The 19,919-nt window shown below is 73.5% G+C and carries 17 protein-coding genes; 7 read left to right on the top strand and 10 right to left on the bottom strand.

Going from position 1 to position 19,919, the window contains the following annotated elements:
• From IE330_RS32385 to IE330_RS32365, 5 genes are all read right to left on the bottom strand, one after another.
• Nucleotides 1-204, bottom strand: a 204-nt coding sequence (locus tag IE330_RS32385) for a DUF2510 domain-containing protein (protein WP_190139743.1), incomplete at its 3' end; no start/stop codon positions are given.
• Between the two features lie 107 nt (nucleotides 205-311).
• Nucleotides 312-1,610: an HAD family hydrolase gene (locus tag IE330_RS32380; protein ID WP_190139742.1), complete on the bottom strand. Its 1,299-nt coding sequence runs from the start codon at nucleotides 1,608-1,610 to the stop codon at nucleotides 312-314.
• A gap of 148 nt (nucleotides 1,611-1,758) precedes the next feature.
• Complete coding sequence (locus tag IE330_RS32375) at nucleotides 1,759-2,574, bottom strand: 3-oxoacyl-ACP reductase (RefSeq protein ID WP_190139741.1); 816 nt, start codon at nucleotides 2,572-2,574, stop codon at nucleotides 1,759-1,761.
• Nucleotides 2,571-3,932: an aldehyde dehydrogenase family protein gene (locus IE330_RS32370; RefSeq protein ID WP_190139740.1), complete on the bottom strand. Its 1,362-nt coding sequence runs from the start codon at nucleotides 3,930-3,932 to the stop codon at nucleotides 2,571-2,573. Before IE330_RS32370 ends, IE330_RS32375 begins: the two co-directional genes overlap by 4 nt.
• Before the next feature lie 9 nt (nucleotides 3,933-3,941).
• Complete coding sequence (locus tag IE330_RS32365; RefSeq protein WP_190139739.1) at nucleotides 3,942-5,312, bottom strand: glutamine synthetase family protein; 1,371 nt, start codon at nucleotides 5,310-5,312, stop codon at nucleotides 3,942-3,944.
• A 78-nt stretch (nucleotides 5,313-5,390) separates the two neighbouring features.
• On the opposite strand from IE330_RS32365, the gene IE330_RS32360 reads away from it, so the two are divergent.
• The 3 genes from IE330_RS32360 (at nucleotide 5,391) to IE330_RS32350 (ending at nucleotide 8,526) form a co-directional block, all read left to right on the top strand.
• Entirely contained in the window at nucleotides 5,391-6,116 is a 726-nt protein-coding gene (locus tag IE330_RS32360) for a FadR/GntR family transcriptional regulator (RefSeq protein WP_190139738.1), read from the top strand.
• A gap of 150 nt (nucleotides 6,117-6,266) precedes the next feature.
• Nucleotides 6,267-7,709, top strand: coding sequence for an ethanolamine permease (eat, locus tag IE330_RS32355; protein ID WP_190139737.1), 1,443 nt, complete (start codon nucleotides 6,267-6,269; stop codon nucleotides 7,707-7,709).
• A gap of 25 nt (nucleotides 7,710-7,734) precedes the next feature.
• Complete coding sequence (locus IE330_RS32350) at nucleotides 7,735-8,526, top strand: gamma-glutamyl-gamma-aminobutyrate hydrolase family protein (protein WP_190139736.1); 792 nt, start codon at nucleotides 7,735-7,737, stop codon at nucleotides 8,524-8,526.
• 255 nt (nucleotides 8,527-8,781) lie between these two features.
• Here the strand turns inward: IE330_RS32350 and IE330_RS32345 are convergent, their stop codons facing one another.
• On the bottom strand, nucleotides 8,782-9,705 hold the full coding sequence (locus IE330_RS32345) for a LysR family transcriptional regulator (protein ID WP_190139735.1): 924 nt from the start codon (nucleotides 9,703-9,705) through the stop codon (nucleotides 8,782-8,784).
• 70 nt (nucleotides 9,706-9,775) lie between these two features.
• On the opposite strand from IE330_RS32345, the gene IE330_RS32340 reads away from it, so the two are divergent.
• Entirely contained in the window at nucleotides 9,776-10,885 is a 1,110-nt protein-coding gene (locus tag IE330_RS32340; RefSeq protein WP_190139734.1) for a TDT family transporter, read from the top strand.
• Nucleotides 10,886-10,948: 63 nt separating this feature from the next.
• Here the strand turns inward: IE330_RS32340 and IE330_RS32335 are convergent, their stop codons facing one another.
• The 4 genes from IE330_RS32335 to IE330_RS32320 all read right to left on the bottom strand — a co-directional run bounded on the left by IE330_RS32335 (nucleotide 10,949) and on the right by IE330_RS32320 (nucleotide 16,363).
• Nucleotides 10,949-11,686: a helical backbone metal receptor gene (locus IE330_RS32335; protein ID WP_190139733.1), complete on the bottom strand. Its 738-nt coding sequence runs from the start codon at nucleotides 11,684-11,686 to the stop codon at nucleotides 10,949-10,951.
• Between the two features lie 3 nt (nucleotides 11,687-11,689).
• Nucleotides 11,690-12,265, bottom strand: a complete 576-nt coding sequence (locus IE330_RS32330) for a helix-turn-helix domain-containing protein (RefSeq protein WP_190139732.1) — start codon at nucleotides 12,263-12,265, stop codon at nucleotides 11,690-11,692.
• 296 nt (nucleotides 12,266-12,561) lie between these two features.
• Complete coding sequence (locus tag IE330_RS32325) at nucleotides 12,562-15,183, bottom strand: ABC transporter permease/substrate binding protein (RefSeq protein WP_190139731.1); 2,622 nt, start codon at nucleotides 15,181-15,183, stop codon at nucleotides 12,562-12,564.
• Nucleotides 15,176-16,363, bottom strand: coding sequence for a quaternary amine ABC transporter ATP-binding protein (locus IE330_RS32320; protein ID WP_190139730.1), 1,188 nt, complete (start codon nucleotides 16,361-16,363; stop codon nucleotides 15,176-15,178). Before IE330_RS32320 ends, IE330_RS32325 begins: the two co-directional genes overlap by 8 nt.
• 251 nt (nucleotides 16,364-16,614) lie before the next feature.
• Here IE330_RS32320 and IE330_RS32315 point away from each other — a divergent pair, with 251 nt between their 5' ends.
• The 3 genes from IE330_RS32315 (at nucleotide 16,615) to IE330_RS32305 (ending at nucleotide 19,862) form a co-directional block, all read left to right on the top strand.
• Nucleotides 16,615-17,520, top strand: coding sequence for a 5'-3' exonuclease (locus IE330_RS32315; RefSeq protein WP_190139744.1), 906 nt, complete (start codon nucleotides 16,615-16,617; stop codon nucleotides 17,518-17,520).
• Nucleotides 17,521-17,589: 69 nt separating this feature from the next.
• Complete coding sequence (locus IE330_RS32310) at nucleotides 17,590-18,429, top strand: siderophore-interacting protein (protein WP_190139729.1); 840 nt, start codon at nucleotides 17,590-17,592, stop codon at nucleotides 18,427-18,429.
• Nucleotides 18,430-18,872: 443 nt separating this feature from the next.
• Nucleotides 18,873-19,862: a pseudouridine synthase gene (locus IE330_RS32305; RefSeq protein ID WP_190139728.1), complete on the top strand. Its 990-nt coding sequence runs from the start codon at nucleotides 18,873-18,875 to the stop codon at nucleotides 19,860-19,862.
• The last annotated feature ends 57 nt before the right edge of the window (nucleotides 19,863-19,919 follow it).

Raw genomic sequence — 19,919 nt, 5'->3', positions numbered from 1 at the left:
GACCGCCGTGGCGGCGAGGCCGGGCCGGTCCGGCACGACGCCCGCCCCGGGCGGCACCGGCGCGGGCCCGAACCCCGGCTGCGCCGCCGCCCCCTGGGGTGCCGGGGCGCGCCCGTGCGCGGTCCACGCGGACCCGTCCCACCAGCGCTCGACGGCGGGCTGGGACGGGTCCGGGTACCAGCCGGGAGGAGGCGACATGCTCATCCCGGCACTTTAGGACGTGGCGCGGCGGCCGGTACAACCAGCCGGGTCACACCGGCCGTACACGCGGACCGCGCACGCGCATCCCCGGCCGACGGGCGCTGTCCCGCCTAGTACACGCTGTCCCGCTGGTCGGGGACGACGGTGCCGTCCTGGCGCAGCACGGGGGTCTTGCGGCCGTCGGGCGCGTTGTACGCGGCCGTCGAGCAGGGGTACGTGCCCGCCTTGCGCGGCAGCGGCTCGATGAACATGGGGTTCACGACCCACCGGCCGTCGGCGTTGTCGTACGCCCGGCACATGAACTCGCTCTTGTTGCGGTTCAGGACCAGGTGCGCGCCGGTGGCGTCGCCGACGAACGTCACGTCGGTGTCGGCGTCGCCGCCGCCGACCGCGATGCGCTTGCCCCAGCGCTGCTTGTCCCAGGCCTTCTCGCCCTTGACCTTGAAGATCTCCTGGTTGACGAAGCAGCGCTTACCGTCGATGTACGGGATGACGTCGCCCTTGTTCACGCCGACGCCGCCGCAGCCCTGGTTCCGGGTGGTGATGCGACCCTTGTGGTCCAGGACGGAGCGGATCGCAATGGTGTGCTTGCGGTCGATGCCGACGCCGCGCGACCACACCTCGGCGACGGGCTCGGAGCCCGCGGAGACGATGTAGACGTCGAACCCGGCCTTCTTCAGGGTCCGGATCAGGTCGCGCTGCTGCTCGTAGTAGCGGGCGTAGCCGGGCACGGTGTGGCTGCCGATGGTGCGGGTGGTGCCGACCGGCGCCGCGAGGGCCTCCTCGCGGGCCTTCTTCGCGTACGACTCCACTTCCTCGACGGTGTGTCCGGCGAAGAGCTGCGGCACCCAGGCGTACTGCGGGACGGTGCGGCGGTGGTTCCAGGTGCCGGCGAAGGCGGCGGCGCCGCTCATCGTGGTGCCGTCCTCGCGGATCTGGAGGATCTCGTCGGCGCAGTCGGTGTCGGTGGAGGTCGGCAGCGGCTTGCCGACGGGCACCGCGGTGCCGCAGGCGCGGGTGAGGGCGCGGTGGCCGGCGTCCGTCATCCACTTGCTGGAGGACTTCCAGCTCTGCGGGCGCAGGATCTTGTCGTGCCGCAGGGCCCAACTGATGGTGGCGTCGGTGACGTCGTTCTTGACGACGGTGTTGTCCCAGTCGAAGGCGGCGACCGGGCGCTGGTGCCCGCCGTGCCCGAGGCGCGGGTCGGAGCACGTGCCCCGCGCGTCGATGACTTTCTGGAGGCGGGCGCGGTTGTCGCCGTACCAGGTGAGCTTCTTCGAGAGCTGGGGGCAGTGGGCGCCGGAGTGCGGCGCGGGCGCGGCCGTGGCGGCGGCTGCGGGGAGCGCGACGGGCCCGGCCACCAGGGCGGCGGCCGCGGCCAGCGTCGCACAAACGTTTCTGTTACGCATGTGCGTGGACGCTACAGCAGTTTTGGGGGGTCGCAGAAGCCCTGTCCACCGCGTCCCGTTCGGCCGGCACGACCGGCGTGCGACGGCCACGCGGCACGGCCGGGCGCCCGGGGACGCCCGGCCGTGCCGGGGAGCGGGGTGCGGTGCCCTACAGGGGCGTGACGTACGCCCCGGAGATGCCGCCGTCGACCAGGAAGTCGGTCGCGTTCACGAACGCGGCGTCGTCGCTGGCGAGGAACGCGACCGCCGCCGCGATCTCCTCGGCCTCCGCGAAGCGGCCCACGGGGATGTGCACGAGGCGCCGGGCGGCCCGCTCGGGGTCCTTGGCGAACAGCTCCCGGAGCAGCGGGGTGTTGACCGGCCCCGGGCACAGCGCGTTCACGCGGATGCCCTCGCGCGCGAACTGCACGCCCAGCTCGCGGGACATGGCGAGCACGCCGCCCTTGGACGCGGTGTACGAGATCTGCGAGGTCGCGGCGCCCATGCGGGCCACGAACGAGGCGGTGTTGATGATGGAGCCCTTGCCCTGGCGGCGCATGTAGGGGATGGCGGCCTTGCAGCACAGGTAGACGGAGGTGAGGTTGACCTCCTGGACGCGCTTCCAGGCCTCCAGGCCGGTGTCGAGGATGGAGTCGTCGTCGGGCGGCGAGATGCCCGCGTTGTTGAAGGCGACGTCCACGCTGCCGTAGGTGTCGTACGCGGCCTTGAACAGGGCCTCGACCTGTTCGGCGTCGGTGACGTCGACCTTCACGAACGTCCCGCCGACGTCCTCGGCGGCCTTCTTGCCCGCGCTCTCGTCGATGTCGCCGCACACCACGTGCGCCCCCTCGGAGGCGAGGCGGCGGGCGGTGGCGAGGCCGATGCCGCTGCCCGCGCCGGTGACGACGGCGGTGCGGCCGACGAGGCGGCGGCAGACGGGGGTCTGGGGGGAACCCCCGGGGGAGGTCACGGTCTCTTCGGTCACTGAGCGGGCCCTTCCGTGCTGATGAAGACGTTCTTGGTCTCGGTGAAGGCGGCGAGGGCGTCCGGGCCGAGCTCGCGCCCGAGGCCGGACTGGCCGTAGCCGCCGAAGGGGGTCCAGTAGCGCACGCTGGAGTGCGAGTTGACGGACAGGTTGCCCGCCTTGACGGCCTGGGAGACGCGCAGCGCGCGGCCCACGTCGCGGGTCCAGACGGAGCCGGACAGGCCGTACTCGGTGGCGTTGGCGAGGCGGACCGCCTCGGCCTCGTCCTCGAAGGGCAGGACGACGGCGACCGGGCCGAAGACCTCCTCGACGGCGACCGGCGAGGCGGGGTCGGCGTCGGTGAGGACGGTCGGCGGGAACCAGAAGCCGGGCCCCTCGGGCGCGCTGCCGCGGATGCCCGCGCCCGCGGGCACGTAGGAGCGCACCCGGTCGAGCTGGGCCCGGGAGATCAGCGGGCCCATCTGGGTCTTCTCGTCGGCCGGGTCGCCGACGACGTACGACGCCACGGCCGGTGCCAGGACCTCGAGGAAGCGGTCGTACACCGGGCGCTGGACGAGGATGCGGGTGCGGGCGCAGCAGTCCTGGCCGGAGTTGTCGAGGAACGAGCCGGGGGCGGCGAGGGCGGCGGCCTCCACGTCGGCGTCGGCGAAGACGATGTTCGGGCTCTTGCCGCCGAGTTCGAGGGTCACGCGCTTCACGCGGTCGGCGCACCTGGCCATGATCTGCTTGCCGACGCGGGTGGAGCCGGTGAACACGATCTTGGCGACGCCGGGGTGCTCGACCAGCGCGTTCCCGGCCACGGCCCCCTCGCCCGGCAGGACCTGGAACAGGCCCTCGGGCAGGCCCGCCTCCAGGGCAAGCTCGGCCAGGCGCAGGGCGGTCAGCGGGGTGGTCTCGGCGGGCTTGAGGAGGACCGCGTTGCCCGCCGCGAGGGCCGGGGCGGTGCCCCAGGCGGCGATGGGCATCGGGAAGTTCCAGGGCGCGATGACACCGACCACGCCGAGGGGTTCGAGGATCGTCAGGTCGAGGCCGCCGGGGACCGGGATCTGGCGGCCGGTGAGGCGCTCGACGCCGCCCGCCGCGTAGTCGAACAGGTCGCGGGCGTTGCCCGCCTCCCAGCGGGCGTTGCCGATGACGTGCCCGGCCTCGCGGACCTCCAGGCGGGCGAGCTCCTCGACGTGGCCGTCGATGACGGCGGCGAAGCGGCGCAGCAGACGGGCGCGGTCGGCGGGGGCGGCGGCCGCCCACCCGGCCTGTGCCCGCACGGCCCGGGCGACGGCCGCGTCGACGTCCTCGGCGGTGGCGGCGGGGACGGTCGCGACGACGTCCTCGGTCGCGGGGTTCAGTACCTCAAGCACGTCGGGGCCTCACAGTCGTTCGAAGGAGCGGCGCAGCTCCCAGTCGGTCACCGCGGAGTCGAAGGCGTCCAGCTCGACCCGCGCCATGTTGCGGTAGTGCGCGACGACCTCGTCGCCGAACGCGGCCTTGGCGACGGGGCTGTTCTCCCACAGCTCGGCGGCCTCGCGCAGGGTCGTCGGGACGTGCGCGTAGTCGGCGGTGTAGGCGTTGCCGGCGCACGCCTCGGGCAGTTCCAGCTCCTGCTCGACGCCGTACAGGCCCGCCGCGACCAGGCCGGCGACCGCCAGGTACGGGTTGACGTCGCCGCCGGGGAGGCGGTTCTCGAAGCGCAGCGAGCGGCCGTGGCCGACGACGCGCAGGGCGCAGGTGCGGTTGTCGTGGCCCCAGGCGACCGCGGTGGGGGCGAAGGAGCCGGGCCGGAAGCGCTTGTAGGAGTTGATCTGGGGCGCGTACAGCAGGCTGAAGTCGCGCAGCGCGGCGAGCTGTCCGGCGAGGAAGTGGCGCATGAGGGGCGACATGCCCCCGGGGTCGTCCGGGGCACCGGCCATGGCGTTGTTGCCGTCGGCGTCCTGGAGCGAGAGGTGGATGTGGCAGGAGTTGCCCTCGCGCTCGTTGTACTTCGCCATGAAGGTGAGCGACACGCCTTCCTGGGCGGCGATCTCCTTGGCGCCGGTCTTGTAGAGCGCGTGCTGGTCGCAGGTGACGAGGGCCTCGTCGTAGCGGAACACGATCTCGTGCTGGCCGGGGTTGCACTCGCCCTTGGCGGACTCCACGGTCAGGCCCGCGCCCGCCATCTCGTTGCGGATGCGGCGCAGCAGCGGCTCGACGCGGCCGGTGCCGAGGACGGAGTAGTCGATGTTGTACTGGTTGGCCGGGGTCAGGCCGCGGTAGCCGGCGTCCCAGGCCTGTTCGTAGGTGTCCTTGAAGACGATGAACTCCAGCTCGGTGCCGACGTGCGCGGTGCAGCCCAGCTCGGCGAGGCGGTCGAGCTGGCGGCGCAGTATCTGCCGGGGGGCCGCGACCACGGGCGAGCCGTCGTTCCAGGCGAGGTCGGCGACGAGCAGGGCCGTGCCCTCGTGCCAGGGGATCCGGCGCAGGGTGGTCAGGTCGGGGCGCATGGCGAAGTCGCCGTAGCCGCGCTCCCAGGAGGACATCGCGTACCCGTCGACCGTGTTCATCTCCGTGTCGACGGCCAGGAGGTAGTTGCAGCCCTCCGTGCCGTGCTCCAGGACCTCGTCCAGGAAGAACGGGGCGGCGAACCGCTTGCCCTGGAGCCGCCCTTGCATGTCGGGGAAGGCCAGGACGACAGTGTCGATCTCTCCGCCCGCCACGAGGGCACGCAGCTCCTCGACGGCGAGCGGGGGTGTGCGGTCTGCCACGGGAAAAGCCTCCTTGGGTCAGCCGAGTGGCCATAAGGTATTGCCGAGAACCATTGCTTGGGAAGGGGGTGCCGCGACATGTCGCACGCGGATGCCGACGGCGGCCTCGCGACGGTGCTGCGGCCGGTGCGGGCCGGGAACGGCTTCGAGGAGGCCCTGGAGCAGATCCTCCAGGTCGTCCGGCTCGGCCTGGTGCCCGGCGGCGAACGGCTGCCGTCGGAGCGGGAGCTGGCCGACCGGCTCGGCATCAGCAGGGTCACGCTGCGGGAGGTCCTGAAGGTCCTCCAGGACCAGGGGCTCGTGGAGTCGCGGCGGGGGCGCTACGGCGGCACGTTCGTGCGCCCGCGCCCCGAGGCGCCCGGCGAGGACGAGCTGCGCCGGCGCATCAGGGGCGTCGACGTGGAGGACGCGCTGCGCTTCCGCGAGGTCCTGGAGGTCGGCGCCGCCGGGCTGTGCGCCGCCGAGGGCCTGGCGGGCGAGCGGGCCGGGCGGCTGCGCGCCGCCCTCGCGGACACCCACGACGCGCCGCTCGCCGACTACCGGCGGCGGGACACCTTCCTGCACCTCACGCTCGCCGAGCTGTCCGGCTCGCCGACGCTCACCGCGCAGTACGCGGCGGTCCGCGCGACGGTGAACGACCTGCTCGACTGCATCCCGCTCCTGGTGCGCAACCTGGAGCACTCCCAGCGCCAGCACACGGCCCTGGTGGAGGCCGTGCTCGACGGCGACGCGGACGCGGCGCGGGAGATCTCGCGCGAGCACTGCGCGGGGACGGCGGCGCTGCTGCGGGGGTTCCTCACCTGAGGGGCGGGCCCCGGGGCCGGGCCCGTCCGGCTCGCCCCTTGTGCGTCGGGACGGTTAACCGGCACGTTACGCACGGGTCTTGCTTTCTACCCGCCCTCCCCGCAAAGGTATGGCACCAATCCATTGTCGCCGCCCCAGGGGAGCTCCCTCATGCCGCAGGAGTCCACCACGCCACGCGCCGCCGAAGGGGACGACTATCTGGAGCGGCGCGCGCTGCGCCGCGGGAACGCCGGGTGGGTGCTGCTCACCGGCCTCGGCGTCGCCTACGTCGTCTCCGGCGACTACTCGGGCTGGAACTCCGGCCTCAAGGAGGGCGGCTTCGGCGGCCTGGCCGTCGCGATGGTCCTGATGGGCGTGATGTACACCTGCATGGTGTTCTCGCTCGCCGAGCTGTCGTCCGTGCTGCCGACGGCCGGAGGGGGCTACGGCTTCGCCCGCCGCGCCCTCGGCCCCTGGGGCGGCTTCCTGACCGGCACGGCGATCCTCATCGAGTACGTCCTCGCACCCGCCGCGATCTCCATCTTCATCGGCGACTACGTGGAGTCGCTCGGGCTCTTCGGCCTGGAGTCGGGCTGGCCGGTCTACCTGGCCTGCTTCGTCCTCTTCACCGGCATCCACCTGTGGGGCGTCGGCGAGGCCCTGCGGTTCAGCTTCGTCGTCACGGGCATCGCGGTGGCGGCGCTGCTGGTGTTCGCGGTGGGCGCGTTCCTCGACTTCGACGCCTCCAAGCTGAACGACATCCCCGTCGACCACGACGCCTTCGGCGCCAGTTCGTGGCTGCCGCTGGGCATCCTCGGCATCTGGGCGGCGTTCCCGTTCGGCATGTGGTTCTTCCTGGGCGTGGAGGGCGTACCGCTGGCCGCCGAGGAGACGAAGGACCCGGCGCGCACCCTGCCGCGGGCGATCCGCTGGTCGATGGTCATCCTCGTCGCGCTCGCGCTGCTCACCTTCCTCGCCTCGACGGGCGCGCGCGGCTCGGCCGCCCTCCAGTCGACGGGCAACCCGCTGGTGGACGCCCTCCAGCCGGACGGCGAGCGGACGACCTTGAGCCGCGTCATCAACTACGCGGGCCTGGCCGGCCTGGTGGCCTCCTTCTTCTCCCTCATCTACGCCGGTTCGCGCCAGCTCTTCGCCCTGTCCCGGGCGGGCTACCTGCCCCGCTTCCTGTCCCTGACCAGCCGCCGCAAGGCGCCCTACCTGGGCCTGCTGGTGCCGGGGGCGATCGGCTTCTCGCTGGCCGCCGCGACCGGCGACGGCGCGCGCATGCTGAACGTCGCGGTGTTCGGCGCGACCATCTCCTACGCCCTGATGTCGCTGTCCCACATCGTGCTGCGGCGCCGCGAGCCCGCCCTGCCCCGGCCCTACCGCACGCCCGGCGGCGTCCTGACGTCGTCGGTGGCGCTGGCCCTGGCGTGCGCGGCCCTCGTGGCGACGTTCCTGGTGGACGTCACGGCGGCGGTCATCGCGCTCGGCGTGTACGGGGTGGCGATCGCGTACTTCGGCCTGTACAGCCGCAAGCATCTGGTGGCACGGGCGCCCGAGGAGGAGTTCGCCGCGCTGGCCGCGGCGGAGGCCGAGCTGGAACGCGAGTAACACGAAGAGCAAAGGGAGTCCGCACGTGAACGGCACCGCCCGCCGACCGCTGATCGGCGTGAGCACCTACCTGGAGGCCGAGGCGCGCTGGGGCGTCTGGACGCTGCCGGCCGCACTGCTGCCCGCCGGGTACCCGCGCCTGGTGCAGGCGGCGGGTGGCCTGGCGGCGATGGTGCCGCCGGACGACCCCGCGTACGCGGCCGACGTCGTCGCCCGCCTCGACGGCGTCGTCGTCGCGGGCGGCCCCGACGTCGAGCCGTCCCGCTACGGCGCCCCGCGCGACGCCCGCACGGGCCCGCCCGCCCCGGAGCGGGACGCCTGGGAACTCGCCCTGATCGAGGCGGCCCTGACCACGGGCACGCCCCTGCTCGGCATCTGCCGCGGGATGCAGCTCCTGAACGTCGCCCTGGGCGGCACCCTCGTCCAGCACCTGGACGGCCACGCCGTGGCGCCCGGCGTCTTCGGCACGCACACGGTCAAGCCGGTGCCCGGCACGCTGTACGCGTCCGTCGTCCCCGACGCGTCGACGGACGTCCCCACGTACCACCACCAGGCGGTGGACGTCCTGGGCCGCGGCCTGCTCGCGTCCGCGCACGCCCCCGACGGCACCATCGAGGCCGTCGAACTCCCCGCCCCCGCCTGGACCCTGGGCGTCCAATGGCACCCGGAAATGAGCACGGACACCCGCCTGATGCAGGCACTGGTACAGGCGGCAACCAAGCGCCCCGAAGGGGCGCGGGGAACTGCACGAACAACCCCGGACGCCCCGCAGACAACGACGACACCGAACAAGCCCACCAACGCGCCCAACACGTGAACCCGACCCCGAGGACAAGCCCCCTCAAGGGGCGCGGGGAACTGCGCGAACAACCCCGGACGCCCCGCAGACAACGACGACACCGAACAAGCCCACCAACGCGCCCAACACGTGAACCCGACCCCAAAGACAAGCCCCCTCAAGGGGCGCGGGGAACTGCGCGAGCAACCCCACACACCCGCAGGCAAAAGACAACGGAGGAAGGGAGGACAACGCAGGCCGCAGGCCGAGCGAGCCCCCACGCAGAGCCGGCCGCTAGGCCCCCCGCGTCAGCCCCAGCAACTCCCGCGCCGGCCCCGCCGGCACAGGCCCCGTGGGCCACACGGCCCGCAGCTCACGGCGCAGCCGCACCCCCGCCACCGGCACCCGCACAAGGCGCCCCGCCAGAACCTCCTCGCCCACCGCCAGCTCACTGAGCACCGCGGGCCCCGCGCAGCTCACCGCGGCGGACTTCACGGCCGTGGTGGACGACAGCTCCATGAGCGGCGCCGCGAGCCCGCCGAGGGCCGCGTCCAGGACCTGCCGCGTACCGGAGCCCTCCTCGCGCAGGATCAGCGGCGTCCCGGCGAGCTCCGCGGCGGAAACGGGGGTGCGCCGCCGCGCCCAGGCGTGCCCGGGCGCGGTCACCACGACCAGCCGGTCGTGCCCGACCACCGCGGCGTCCAGGCCCGCGGGCACCCGCAGCCCCTCCACGAACCCGAGGTCCGCCTCCCCACCGAGCAGCCGCTCGGCGACCTGCGCGGAGTTGCCCGCGAGCAGCGCCACGGCCGTACCGGGGCGCCGCGCGCGCAGCGCGATCAGCCAGCCCGGCAGCAGGTACTCGGCGATGGTCATGCTCGCCGCGACCCGCAGCCGCGAGTCGCGCCGGTCGCGCAGCGCCTGCGCTCCCACGTCGAAGGCCTCGGCGGCCTCCACGATCCGGCGCGCCCAGTCGGTGACGAGGGCGCCCGCCTCGGTCAGCCGCGAGCCGCGCGGCGAGCGGTCCACGAGGGCCACGCCGAGCTGCCGTTCCATGGACCGCACGCGCCCGCTCGCGGCGGGCTGGCTGATGCCGAGCTCACGCGCCGCCCGGCCGAGGCTGCCCAGGCGCGCGACGGCGAGCAGCAGCTCCAGGGCGGCCAGGTCCGGCACCCGGTGCGCGAGCGGTCCCCCTGGCGGGCCGGGCGTCTCCGAGGTCATAAGACCAGGTTATGTCCCCATAGGCACATGATCCCTACCGCGCCGGACCCGGCGGGCGCACCGTGGGGCCATGGTCACCGCAGCGCACAGCCGCCCCCGCCCGCGCACGAGCCCCCGCGCCGCCGTCCGCCACCTCGGCCCGAACTGGTACGCGTCCGTCATGGGCACGGCGATCGTCGCCAACGCGGGCGTCGCGCTGCCGGGCGCCGTCCCGGGCCTGCGCACGGCCTGCGCCGCCGTGTGGGCGCTGTCGCTGCTGATGCTGGCCGCGCTGCTCGCGGCCCGGGCCGCGCACTGGCTCCACCACCGTGACCAGGCGCGGGCGCACCTCCTGGACCCGGCGGTGGCGCCCTTCCACGGCTGTCTGTCCATGGCCCTGCTCGCGGTCGGCGCCGCCACCGTGCTGGTGGGCCGGGACTGGATCGGCCTCGGCGCGGCGGTCGCACTCGACGCCGTGCTGTTCGCCGCCGGTACGGCGACCGGTCTCGCCGCGGCGGTCGCGATCCCGTACCTGATGGTGGTCCGGCACGAGGTCACGGCCGACCAGGCGTCCCCGGTGTGGCTCCTTCCCGTCGTGGCGCCCATGGTCGCCGCCGCCGTCGGGCCGCTGCTCGTGCCGCACCTGCCGCCCGGGCAGGCCCGGCAGACGCTGCTCTACGGGTGCGTGGCGCTGTTCGGCGTCAGCCTGCTGGCCACCCTGGTGCTGCTGCCGCTGGTCTTCGCCCGGCTGGTGACGGGCCCGCCGCTGCCACTGGCGCTCACCCCGACGGTGTTCCTGGTCCTGGGCCCGCTCGGGCAGTCCACGACCGCCGTGAACGCGTTCGCCGACGCGGCCGACGGCCTGCTGCCCGCGCCCTTCGACCGGGGCTTCGCGGTGTTCGCCGTGGTGTACGGCGTGCCGGTGCTCGGCTTCGCCCTGCTGTGGCTGGCGCTGGCGGCCGCGCTGGTGGCCCGTGCCCGGCGCGCGGGCATGGGCTTCGCGATGACGTGGTGGGCGTTCACCTTCCCCGTCGGCACCTGCGCCACGGGCGCCGCGGCCCTGGGCAGGCACACCGGCCTCACCGCCTACGCCTGGCTGGCCACGGGCCTCTTCGCGCTCCTGGTGACCGCCTGGGCGGTGGCCCTGACCCACACCGCCCGCGGCCTCCTCGACGGCCGCCTGCTCGCGGCGCCGCGCTGAGGCGCGACCACCGGCTGCCCGCCGCACCCCGGCCGCCGCGTGCCCGCCGCACCGCGCTGAGGCTCAGCGGCGGCCCGCCCGCAGCGCCGCGCCCAGCACCCGCGGCGCCTCCGCCAGCGAGGGTCCGTACCACGTGAGGTGGCGGCCGCTGACCAGTGCGGCGGGCAGGCCGGGGAACGCCTCGGGGCCGTCCTCGGCGGTGAAGCGGTACGGCTCGTCCGGCAGCACCACCAGGTCCAGGTCGGCGGCGCGCAGCTCCTCCAGGGGGACGCGCGGGTAGCGCTCGGCGTGCGTCGCGTAGGCGTTGTCGACGCCGAGGCGGCGGAGCAGGTCGCCCGCGAACGTGTCCCGGCCGAGCACCATCCAGGGCTTGCGCCAGACGGGCACGGCCGCCCGCCGCCGGCGGCCCGGGGGCGGCAGGTCCCGCCAGACCTCCTCGGCCCGCTCCAGCCAGCGGGGCCGGCCGGGCCCGCCGCACGCGGTGAGGACCCGGGACAGCTCGCGGAACGCCTGGTCGAGTCCGCGCACCTCGGTGACGAGGACCTCCAGGCCTGCCGCGCGCAGGGCGGCCACGTCGGCGGGGCGGTTCTCCTCCTCGTTGGCGATCACCAGGTCGGGGACGAGCGCCTCGATGGCGGACACGGAGGGGTTCTTCGTGCCACCGATCCGGGTGACGCCGAGGACGTCCAGGCCCACCGGATGGCTGCACCAGTCCGTGGCCCCGACCAGGGCGCCCGGCACGGTCTCGGCGACCGCCTCCGTGAGCGAGGGCACCAGGGAGACCACCCGTGCGGTAGGCATCGGTCAGTGCCGTCCGGCGTCCGTGGCCTCGATGTGGTCGCCCACGGCCACGACGAGCACCCGCGCATCGGCGGCCGTGGCCCGCCAGCGGTGCCGTACGCCCCCGGTCAGGTAGAGGCTGTCGCCGCGCCCGAGGCGGTAGGCGCGGCCCTCGGCCTCCACCTCGACGGCGCCGCCGATGACGTACATCAGCTCGTCGTTGCGGTGCTGGAACTCGCGGCCCTCGTCGTGGTCGCCCACGTACTCGAAGACGTGGAGCTGGTGGTGGCCGCGGACCAGGTCCCGTACGTGCGTCTCGGAGCTGCCGCCCGCCAGGCTCACCTCGTCGGCGGCGCGCACCAGGTCGACGGTGCCGGTCGGGTCGGCGGCCGCGAGCAGCTCGACGGCGGTGGTGCCGAGCGCGTCGGCGACCCGCTCCAGGGAGCGCATGCTGGGCCGGGCGCGCTCGTTCTCCACCTGGCTCAGGAACGGCACCGAGAGGCCGCTGCGCCGGGAGACGACCGCGAGGGTGAGCTCGAGCTGGCGGCGGCGCCGCCGCACGGCCGAGCCCACCCGGAGGTTCTCCTTGTGCTCGTCCATCGCCTCGGCTCCCTCCTTCTTCCGCGCGCCTCGGCCGACGCGTGCCGCCGGACCGTCCTGGCCGGTGCCTTCACCCTGATGGGTTTCCTGCACCCTACGCATGTTCGCCAAACGGTTTTACCCAGTTGGCCGCTCTGCGCGCCGGTTGCGGCCGCGCGCGGGCTGTGCGTGCCGGTCGCGGGCGCCCGGTCCGCGCTCCCGGCCCGAACGCCGAACGGGCCGGACACCTGCCCGTGGGGCAAGTATCCGGCCCGTCGCCGAAGGATCGATAAACCCGCGGTGGAGCCGGTCCCCGGCTACTGCGGGGCCATGCGACCCGGAACCTCTGGGTGCTCCTTCAGCCACGCGGCGACGGCCTCCTCCTCATGGCCCTTGCCGCGCTTCTTGATCTCGTTCTCCAGGCCCGCGAGCTCGGCCTCGCTCATCCTGAAGTCCTTGAACCACTTCGTGAGCCGCGGGTACTGCTCGGGGAACTTCTTGCTGGTGATGGTGCGGATCGTGTCGCCCTTGCCGAAGGCGCCCTCGGGGTCCTTGAGCTTGGTCAGGCCGTACTCGCTGTAGGCCCAGTGGGGCGACCACAGCAGGACCGCGACCGGCTCCTTCTTGGCGTACGCGCGCTTGAGCTCGGCGAGCATCGCGGGCGTCGAGCCGCTGGCGATCCTGTACTCGCCCTCGAGTCCGTAGCGGGGCAGCACCTCGTCCTTGAGCTTCTGCATGACCCCGGTGCCCGGCTCGATGCCGACGATCTTGCCCTTGAAGGTGCCGCCCTTGCCCTTGAGGTCCGCCAGGGACTTCACGCCCTTGACGTAGGACGGCACGGCGACCTCCAGGGACGTGGGGCTGTACCAGGTGCCCAGGTCGACGAGGTTCTCCTTGTGCTTGTCCCAGTAGTTCTTCTGCGTACTGGGCAGCCAGGCGTCGAAGTTCACGTCGATGTCGCCCCGCGCGAGGCCGGTGTAGACCGGGCCCACGTCGGACTGCGACAGCTTCATCTTGTAGCCGCGCCGCTCCAGGACGTTCTTCCACAGGTAGGTGACGGCGACGTCCTCGTCCCAGGGGAACCAGGCCACGTTCAGCGTCCGCTTCGCCTCCGCGGGGGCCGCGCCCGCGCCGCCGCCGGCCACCGGGGCCCACTTCTCGACCAGGCCGGGGTTCTTCTCCAGCCAGGCGCGCACGGCCTGCTGCTGGTTGCCCTTGCCCGCCTTGTTGATCTCGGCTTCGAGGCTCGTGAGCTGCTTCTCGCTCATCCTGAAGTCCTTGAGCCAGGCGCCGACCTCGGGGTGCTCCTTCGCGAAGCCGTCGCGCGCGACGGTGTGCACGCCGTCGCCCTTGCCCCAGGCGCCCTTCGGGTCCTTCAGCTTCTTCAGGTCGAAGTCGCTGTAGGCCCAGTGCGGCGACCAGAGCGTCACCACGACGGGCTGCTTCTTGGCGTACGCGCGCTTCAGCTCGGCGAGCATCGCGGGCGTGGAGCCGTCGACGACCTCGAAGTCCTTCTCCAGGCCGTAGGCCTTGAGCACCTTGTCCTTGAGGAGCTTCATCATTCCGGCGCTGGACTCGATGCCGATGATCTTGCCCTTGAAGGTGCCCTTCCTCGCCTTGAGGTCCTCCAGGGAGTCGACGCCCTTCATGTACGAGGGCACGCTCAGCTCCAGGGAGGTCGGCCCGTACCAGGCCCCGAGGTCGTCGAGCTTGTCGCCGTACTTCTTCCAGTACGAGGCGTGCGTCGTCGGCAGCCAGGCGTCGGTCTGGAAGTCGATGCCGCCCTGGGCGAGCGAGGTGTAGAGGGGCCCCGCGTCGAGCTGCTGGGCCTTCACCTCGAAGCCGCGCCGCTCCAGGATCTCCTTCCACAGGAAGGTGGAGGCCACGCCCTCGTCCCAGGGGATGTAGCCGATGTTCAGCTCCTTGCCGTGGCCGACGTTCTCGCCGTCGGAGGCGGCGGTCGCCTTGTCGTCCGAGCCGCCGAAGACGCCCATGCCGCCCGCGACGAGCGCGAGGACGACCACGCCGATCACCGCGAACGCCGGGCGGGGCCGGTAGCTCCACAGCTTCAGGCCCTGCGCGGCGCGCGCCCTGGCGGCGGCGCGGCGGCCGAGCGGCGACACCTGCGTGCCCAGGGCGGCGGTCATGCGGTCCAGGTAGATCGCGAGGATCACGATGGAGACACCGGACTCGGCGCCGAGGCCGACGTCGAGCTGGCCGATGGACTCGTTCACGTCGGCGCCGAGGCCGCCGGTGCCGACCATGCCCGCGATGGCGGCCATCGACAGGCCCAGCATGATGACCTGGTTGACGCCGGCCATGATGGTCGGCAGGGCGAGCGGGAGCTGCACCCGGAACAGCACGTTGCGCGGTGTCGTGCCGAACGCGTCGGCCGCCTCGACCAGTTCCTTGTCGACCTGGCGGATGCCGAGCTCCGTCATCCGCACGCCGGGCGCGAGGGCGAAGATCAGCGTCGCGACGATGCCCGCGGGGCCGCCCATGCCGAAGAACAGGATGGCCGGGATGAGGTAGATCATCGCGGGCAGCGTCTGCATCAGGTCGAGCACGGGCCGCAGCAGCGCCCCGACCCTGCGGGAGCGGGCCGCCCAGATGCCGAGCGGCACGGAGATCACCAGCGCGATGACCGTCGCCACCAGCACCAGGGACAGCGTCACCATCGCGTTGTCCCACAGCTCCAGCGAGTCGATGAACGCGAAGCCGACGAAGGAGAGCACACCGGCGGACAGGCCGCGCAGCCAGCACGCGATCACGGCGAAGATGCCCGCGAGCAGCAGCGGCTCGGGGGCCTGGAGCACGTCCGTGAGGGTGTCGTTCATGCCGCTGAGCACGGACTCGATGAAGTCGAACAGCCAGGCGAGGTGTTCGGTGAGCCAGTCGACCGCGTCGTTGACCCGGTCGCCGAGATGAATCCTAGGCACCGCTGCTCACCTTGCCCGCGCTCCTGCCGCCCTCGTCCCCGGTCCTCGGTACGCGTACGGCCGTGTCCTTCGGCTGTGCCGGGACGACGGCGTCCGCGGGGGCCGCGGGCCGCGTGCCCGGCTCGCCGAGCGCGGCCAGCAGCCGCGCCCGGGACACGACGCCGACCAGGGAGCCGTCCGCGCCGGTCACGGCCACGGCGACGCCGCTGGTGGAGCACGGCGTGAACAGCTCGATCACCGGGGTGTCGGCGGAGACGGTGGCGGGGGCCGCGGCGAGCACGTCGGCGGCGCTGCGCAGCTTCGTGCCCTCCGGCGTCGTCGTCCCGTACACGGTCTCCGGGCCCGCCATGACGGCGCCCGCGGTCAGCACGCGGGCGCGGTCGACGTCCTGCGTGAACGCGGCGACGTAGTCGTTGGCCGGGGTGGTGAGGATGTCCTCGGCGGTGCCGGTCTGGACGATCCGGCCGTCGCGCATGACGGCGATCCGGTCGCCGAGCCGCATGGCCTCGTTGAGGTCGTGGGTGATGAAGACGATGGTCTTCTTCAGCGTCTGCTGGAGTTCGAGGAGCTGGTCCTGCATGTCGCGGCGGATCAGCGGGTCGAGCGCGCTGAACGACTCGTCCATGAGCAGCAGGTCGGCGTCCGTGGCCAGGGCGCGGGCCAGGCCCACGCGCTGCTGCATGCCGCCGGACAGCTCGTCGGGCCAGGACTTCTCCCAGCCCTTGAGGCCGGCGAGTTCGAGCGCCTCGGTGGCCCGCTTCTCGCGCTCCGCGCGCGGCAGGCCCTGCACCTCCAGGCCGTACGCGGCGTTCTCCAGCACGCTGCGGTGCGGGAACAGCGCGAAGTGCTGGAACACCATGCTGATCTTGCGGGCGCGCACCTGGCGCAGCTCGCGGGCGCTCAGCGAGGTCAGGTCCTGACCGTCGAAGAGCACCTGCCCGGCCGTCGGTTCCGAGAGCCCGTTGAGCATGCGCAGCAACGTGGACTTGCCGGATCCGGAGAGACCCATGACGACGAAGATCTGGCCCGGCTCGACGGTGAAGGTCGCGTCGATGACCGCGGCGGTCGTCCCCTCGGCGCGCAGTTCTTCACGGTCGGCTCCGTCGCGGAGCCTGCGCACCACGTCGTCGGGTCGTCTGCCGAACACTTTGTACAGGTGTTCGGCTTGCAGCCTGGACACATACACCTCTCGGGTCGAACGGAGACGGCCCGCCGCTCCCCCACGGCAGGCCGTGGAGCCGTGCGGGGTCCGCCCGCTCACCCATCAAGATGTTGAAAACTCGACCGGTACTGCTCCGCGTCGCCACTGCCCTCATCCGCCCCTTCGAAACCATGAAGTGTCCCACGTCACAACAGCACCGAAGAGGCTCAGGCGGGGGCCCGGCCGCCTTGCGGCATGATGCGAGGGTGACTCAGCACACCCGGCGGCTCATGCTGCTCGACACGGCGTCCCTGTACTTCCGGGCCTACTTCGGGGTCCCGGAATCCGTGAAGGCCCCCGACGGCACCCCGGTCAACGCGGTCCGCGGCCTCCTGGAGTTCATCACCCGCCTCGTCCAGGACCACCGACCGGACGACCTGGTCGCCTGCATGGACGCGGACTGGCGGCCGCAGTGGCGCGTGGACCTGATCCCCTCGTACAAGGCCCACCGCGTCGCCGAGGAGGTGCCCGCGGGCCCGGACGTGGAGGAGACCCCGGACACGCTCTCCCCGCAGGTCCCGGTGATCGAGGACGTCCTGGACGCGCTCGGCATCGCCCGCGTGGGCGTCCCCGCGTACGAGGCGGACGACGTGATCGGCACGTACACGGCCCGCGCGGCGGGCCCGGTCGACATCATCACGGGCGACCGCGACCTGTTCCAGCTCGTGGACGACGCGCGCGGCGTCCGCGTCCTGTACCCGCTGAAGGGCGTCGGCAGCCTCCAGGTCACCGACGAGGCCCTGCTGCGCGAGAAGTACGGCGTCGACGGCCCCGGCTACGCGGACCTCGCCCTGCTGCGCGGCGACCCCAGCGACGGCCTGCCGGGCGTCCCCGGCATCGGCGAGAAGACCGCGGCCAAGCTCCTCGACGCCTTCGGCGACCTGGCCGGGATCATGGCGGCGGTCGACGACCCCGCGGCCAGGCTGACGCCCTCGCAGCGCAAGCGGCTCGACGAGGCGCGCCCCTACCTGGCCGTCGCGCCGAAGGTGGTCCGGGTCGCGGACGACGTACCGCTGCCGGACGTGGAGGTCGCGCTGCCGCGCGAGCCGCGCGACCCGGCCGCCCTGGACGAGCTCGCCCGGCGCTGGGGCCTCGGGGGTCCGCTCGGCCGGCTGCTGTCCACGCTCCAGGGCTGAGCGGGGTGGGCGGCCAGGGCGGGTGTTAAGTTAGGTAAACCTAACAAATAGTGGATCAGGGGATCAGCCATGGCAGAGCGGCCCGCACGCAAGACTCCGAAGCCCCACGTCGCCCAGGTCGTCCGCACCGAACGCCTCACCCCCCACATGCAGCGCGTGGTGCTCGGCGGCGACGGCCTCTCCGAGTTCACGGCCGGGGACTGCACCGACCATTACGTGAAGGTCCTGTTCGCCCCGGCGGGCGTGACCTACCCGGAGCCCTTCGACCTCCAGCGCGTCCGCGAGGAGCTGCCGCGCGAGCAGTGGCCCGTCACCCGGACGTACACGGTGCGCTGGTGGGACCCCGAGGCCCGGGAGCTGGCCCTGGACTTCGTGGTCCACGGCGACGAGGGCCTGGCCGGGCCGTGGGCGCTGCGGGCGCAGCCGGGCGAGACGGTACGCCTGCTCGGGCCCGGCGGGGCGTACGCGCCGGACCCGGCCGCCGACTGGCACCTCATCGCCGGTGACGAGAGCGCGCTGCCCGCCATTGCCGCGGCGCTCGAAGCGCTGCCGGAGGGCGCGGAGGTGCGGGCCTTCGTGGAGGTCTCGGGCCCCGAGGAGGAGCAGAAGATCTCCACCGACGCGGAGGTGGTCTGGCTGCACCGCCAGGGGCGCCCGGTGGGGCAGGCCCTGGTGGAAGCCGTCCGCGCCCTGGACTTCCCGGCGGGCACGCCGCAGGCGTTCGTGCACGGGGAGGCGGGGTTCGTGAAGGAGATCCGCCGCATCCTGCGCGTCGAGCACCAGGTGCCGCGGGAGCGGTTGTCCGTGTCCGGGTACTGGCGGCTCGGGCACAACGAGGACGGGTGGCAGGCGTCGAAGCGGGAGTGGAACGCGGAGGTGGAGGCCGAGCAGGAGCTGCGCTCGGCCTGAGCGGGGCTTGGGCGGCGCGGGGGCTTCGCCCCCCGCTGCCCCTTCTCCTCGCTGCGCGCCGCCGCTGTCTGCGGGTTGGCTGTGGCTGGTCGCGCAGTTCCCCGCGCCCCCAGACAGGCACCCCTGGCCGCGGCCCTGTGCATCCCGCAACGCAGCCCTCCACGAGGACGGCTGGCACGACATGCACCTCCACGCCCCTGACCGCAGGTGCCTGCTCGAGGGCGCGACGCGAGGAGCCTTCTTGGGGGCGCGGGGAACTGCGCGAGCAGCCACGACGCACGCGCGGACAACGACGAGGGGAAACCGCCCTGCGGGATACACGCGCCCGCGGCTGGAGGTGACCGCCCACTGGGCGCCGGTCTCGTCGGCGTACTCCTCGCGCCAGGTCTCCATCCAGGAGCGGACCTCGTCCTCGGAGCGCCGGGCCCGTACGCTGGTCCGCCGTGAGACGACGAACCCGCGTGCCGCCCGCCCCGCTCCCCCAGCGCGAGGGCGTCGACCCGGTGCGGATCCGCCTCCCGGAGGGCGACGCGTGGGCCACCGTGCGGGACCACCTCGTGGCGCGGCTCGCGGCCGGGCCCGGTGTCGTCGACCGGATGCTGCGCGAGGGGCGGTTCGTCGGCGCGGACGGTGCGCCGCTGTCACCGGCCACCCCGTACGCGGCCGGGCTGTACGTGTGGTTCCACCGGGACCTGCCCGCCGAGCCCCGGGTGCCCGGCGGCCTCGACGTGGTGTACCGCGACGAGCACATCGTCGTCGCCGACAAGCCGCACTTCCTCGCGACGATGCCGCGCGGCGGCCACGTCGCCGAGACCGCCCTCGCCCGGCTGCGCGCCCACCTCGGCATCCCAGCGCTGAGCGCCGCGCACCGCCTGGACCGGCTCACCGCCGGGCTGCTCCTGTTCACGGTGCGGCCCGAGGAGCGCCGCGCGTACCAGACGCTGTTCCGCGACCGCCTGGTGCGCAAGGAGTACGAGGCGGTGGCCGCGTACGACCCGGACGTGCCGCTGCCGCGCACCGTGCGCAGCCACCTCGTCAAGGACCGGGGCGTCCTCGCCGCCTACGAGGTGCCGGGCGCCGCGCCCAACAGCGAGAGCCGGGTCGAACTCCTCGCGCACGACGGCCGCCTCGGGCGCTACCGGCTGCTGCCGCGCACCGGCCGCACCCATCAACTGCGCGTCCACATGAACGCCCTCGGCCTGCCGCTGCTCGGCGATCCGCTCTACCCGGTGGTGCGCGGGCCGGTGGCGCCGGACGACTTCCGGCGCCCGCTGCAACTCCTCGCCCGCGCCCTGGAGTTCGAGGACCCGGTCACCGGCGCCGCGCACCGCTTCGTCAGCAGGCGGACCCTGGATGCGTGGGAGTCGTACGCGGCCTGGGCCGGCGGCGGCGAGCGGGCGGAGCCCGGCCCGCCGCGCCAGGCCGGTCAGTAGCCGCGCCACCACTGCCGCAGCCGCCGCCAGACGGCCTTGCGCCGGGCCGGTGCGGGC

This window comes from Streptomyces longispororuber, from assembly GCF_014656095.1.
Taxonomy (GTDB): Bacteria; Actinomycetota; Actinomycetes; order Streptomycetales; family Streptomycetaceae; genus Streptomyces; species Streptomyces longispororuber.
The sequence above is the reverse complement of the archived record's forward strand: the minus strand, read 5'-3'. Positions and strand labels throughout refer to the sequence as shown.